The following is a 3,392-nucleotide window of genomic DNA, read 5'->3' as shown; positions in this document are numbered from 1 at the left end:
GCACTGCCAAAACAGCGGCTAAAATCTTTCACCAGATATACCCATGATTCATCAGCAATGTCCAGTGCATCCAGCAGTTTGGGTTGGTGTTTGGGAATATGGCCTTTCTTATCACCCCTAATAGCTCTGCCATCCAATCCACTGAATCAAAATACTCTTCTCGGTAAAAGGGCAAGCTAGGTCGTTGGTCAGGGTTTGGTTCACTCAAAGGGTAACAGCAGAGATTGTTTAATGTCTTGCCTTTGTGAGCGTTCTGCTGGCTCGGTTGCTTTTATAGTGGGGCAGGGGGCTGGTGTTTGCAGGGCCTGCCACTGGCTAATGCGCTCATAGATAGAGGTAAACCTCTGCTCGCCAACACTGTCGTACATGCCTGCGCGTATGGGGTTTAAATCTACATAGACCATGCAAGCCAGTAAGGCATTATCATCGAGTAAGGCTTGGCTTTTAAAACGGTTTTCCCAGAAGTGACCATTTGCAATGGGCTTCTTTGTTGTCTCTTCTGGCAATGTCTTCATTTAAGCAGCGCATAAACCAGCTAATGTCACAGAGGCGCTGGCGCTATACCTGAATGATATCTTGCACCGTAGCAAGCTCCGCCTAACCTTGAGGATTGCCAGAGAGTCACTGGTACCAAAAAAAGCAATGAAAATAACGCTTGCCAGCGGCTCACCACGGCCTCATCGCTTAATCGGCTATTTTGCGCCATGTTGATATGCAGCACGAGGTGGTAATGATTGCTCATAATGGTATAGGCACAGATATCAATGGTGAGGATGCTGGCCAGCTGCTTGGCTTTATCCAATACCCAAGGTTTACGGTGCTCATACCTGCGTTTAGCGTAGTTATCATAACAAAAAAGAAAGGCGCGCCGAACACAGTGGCTGGTGACGTGATAGTAGGGCGTAGATTCAGCACAGATGAGCTGTTTTCGAGGTAGGGTCATGACACCCTCCTAGTCAAAAAGCCACTTTTTAAACGTTAGTTAAGAGGCTATTTCTGTCTAATTTTTGTGGGTGTCCTGTATACTATTCTGTGTTAAACATTTTCCTCATAGAGTTACAGCTAATCTTTATCTTCTCATGCCAACTTACTGAATTAAGTTGTTCAGATGATTTTTCAATCATATCTACAGCGTGCTTATCTGGATCTCCAAATTGCATTCCAAGTAGTAAATCATCTTCGAAGCACTTTTCGTTAAAACAGCCATTACTCCTTAAATTTTTTAAGACTTGCACTGTTACATCTATAAAAAAATCGCTTATAAACTCCCAAAGCTCATCATCGTCATACTCATCACGCTCACCATCATCAAGTTCACCGTCATAAAAAATATCGAACAACTCTTCAATAAACGTGTTAACCTCATCAAACAGCTCAAAATTATTACTATAGTAGCTCCATTCAGCACCATTAACTTCGCCATACCATGCGGGCTCATTTAAAGTGCCTAAGTTAGCTTTATGTAAGTCTAAACCTTCTCTGGAACAAGCCGCCACGTTAATGTGTGAGCATCCATTGCTGCAATAAATTGCAAAGGAAAAGATTGATTGATTTTCTAAATCCTTTTTTAAAAACTCTAATTGTTCAGTACAGCTCTTCGTCAATTTCTTAATTAGAGCTTTTTTTAATTCTACGGAATAATTCATTATCTAGCCTTCGAAATTGCTGCCCACTGCTCTAAAACATCCACAACTCCAGCTCGATCACCTCGAAATGGAGTTAACATATCATTGAGTTGTTGTTCTTGGATACTCCCATGTTGTCCAACAACTTTATTTGGAGCCCAAGTAAAATTTTCACGGCTCAATAAAGGGTTTATACCCACTTCTCTTAATATAAGCCTGTTATCAATTGCGGGAGTGTTCGTACTGTCTTTTTCTCCCAAATGGTGTGCATGACTTGGATCACCAGGATACTTAGTTCCCGAAATCTCTTCATAGTACTTTAATTAAGCCGTCAGCTTGCCATTTTTAACTTTGTCGAGCACCTAAGGTTTACGTTGCTCATAGCTGCGGTTAGCGTAGTTATCATAACCACAAAGAAAAGTGTACCCAACACAACGGCTTGTGACGTGATAGCAGGGCGTAGATTCAGCACAAATGAGCTGCTTTCGAGGTAGGGTCATGACACCCTACTAGTCAACAAGTCACTTTTTAAGCGTTAGTAAAAAGGTGATTTCTGTCAAATTTTGCTGGGTGTCCAATTAGCCAATTAGTTTATTACTAGCTCAATCCAATGCTTCATTTATTCTTCGGAAGAAAAATTCTCCAAATGAGTTGTCAATTATAGAAATATCTTCATCAATTGGTGACCATAAAACAACCCAACCTTCTATTTCCTTATCTTCTTTGTTAGTAGAAATAGCGTAATAACTACCATCGTCTAATCCCATTATTAGAATTAATTCGTCGGGTAAATTATATTTCTTTCTTGAATTTAAAGTTAGCCAGACTGCATTTGGGATGCTGGAGTTTTCGAAGTTTTCGTTAGTTATTCCATAGAATTCTTCTCCGCAGAAACTTCCTGCTCCATAGTTTGATACGAATAAAAGATAGGAGGGGGGAAGAAAAAAACCCAGGGACTCTTCAGCTTTAGAAATAATGCTATTATCTCTTTTTCCAATGAAATAAGCCTCGCTTTTGTATTTATCTATTAATTTTGTAGCTTTTTTATAGAAATCTGATGGCATATTACCTCCTCTTTTAAATTAAAAGTATTTTGTCCTGTTCTTTCAATAGAGCTTTTTAATTTATTGAAATCTTTATCGTCTTGAGAAGCAATTTTTTATTTAGACTGCTCTTTATTTTACCCTTTGAGTCCCTATATTTATAGTTGTTCTTATCTTCTAAGGAAGGACAGCCACTTCTTAGCTAGCTTATCCTTATTCGTTTAGCACATACAAGCAGTTCAAGTGATGGCCCAAAGGTAATAGCATTTATCGCTAGTGAGGGTATTTCAATTCAAAATACTGCAAACAAGTGTTTGCTTGCAGTGCAGCTCAAAAGGATGGCGAGAGATAATAAGCTTCGAAGAAGCCTTTGGCGGCGCACAGGGAGGGGGCTGTTGAAAAGTTAAGGTGCTTGTATGGATAATTCCCCTACCAAACTTGTTAGCCGCAGCCACTCAGTTTGTCACAAGCATGATGGCCTTTACTCCAATAGCGGCCGCTACGCGCACAATGTTGAGTGAGGTGCTCCCAGCTGCCGGCTGCACTGCCAAAGCAGCGACTGAAATCTTTCACCAAATACACCCATGATTCTTCAGCGATGCCCAGTGCATCCAGCAGTTTGGGTTGCTGTTTGGGAATGTGGCCTCTCTTATCATCTCTGATGGCTCTGCCGGTCCAATCCACTAAATCAAAATACTCTTCTAGATAAAAAGGTAAACAAGGC

General features: G+C 40.8%; 5 protein-coding genes and 1 pseudogene. All 6 read right to left on the bottom strand.

The annotated features are described in order from the left end of the window. Nucleotides 1-200: 200 nt before the first annotated feature. Nucleotides 201-515 carry a hypothetical protein gene (locus D1Z90_RS20250; RefSeq protein WP_119912588.1) on the bottom strand — a complete coding sequence of 105 codons (315 nt, stop codon included), beginning with the start codon at nt 513-515 and terminating at the stop codon, nt 201-203. 26 nt (nt 516-541) lie between these two features. After that, nucleotides 542-943: a transposase gene (locus tag D1Z90_RS20245; RefSeq protein ID WP_119912587.1), complete on the bottom strand. Its 402-nt coding sequence runs from the start codon at nt 941-943 to the stop codon at nt 542-544. An 82-nt stretch (nt 944-1,025) separates the two neighbouring features. Further along, nucleotides 1,026-1,646: a DUF4303 domain-containing protein gene (locus D1Z90_RS20240; RefSeq protein WP_119912586.1), complete on the bottom strand. Its 621-nt coding sequence runs from the start codon at nt 1,644-1,646 to the stop codon at nt 1,026-1,028. Continuing rightward, nucleotides 1,646-1,885 (bottom strand): hypothetical protein, encoded by a 240-nt coding sequence (locus D1Z90_RS20235; protein WP_119912585.1) that lies wholly within the window; start codon nt 1,883-1,885, stop codon nt 1,646-1,648. The genes D1Z90_RS20240 and D1Z90_RS20235 overlap by 1 nt, the downstream gene beginning before the upstream one ends. A 342-nt stretch (nt 1,886-2,227) precedes the next feature. After that, on the bottom strand, nt 2,228-2,689 hold the full coding sequence (locus D1Z90_RS20230; RefSeq protein ID WP_119912584.1) for an SMI1/KNR4 family protein: 462 nt from the start codon (nt 2,687-2,689) through the stop codon (nt 2,228-2,230). A 420-nt stretch (nt 2,690-3,109) separates the two neighbouring features. After that, a pseudogene (locus tag D1Z90_RS21400) lies at nt 3,110-3,392 on the bottom strand (alpha-amylase family glycosyl hydrolase); the annotation flags it as partial.

The sequence above is a fragment of the Motilimonas pumila genome (genome assembly GCF_003596335.1).
Taxonomy (GTDB): Bacteria; Pseudomonadota; Gammaproteobacteria; order Enterobacterales; family CBDFNC01; genus Motilimonas; species Motilimonas pumila.
This window is presented reverse-complemented; position numbering and strand designations above follow the sequence as displayed.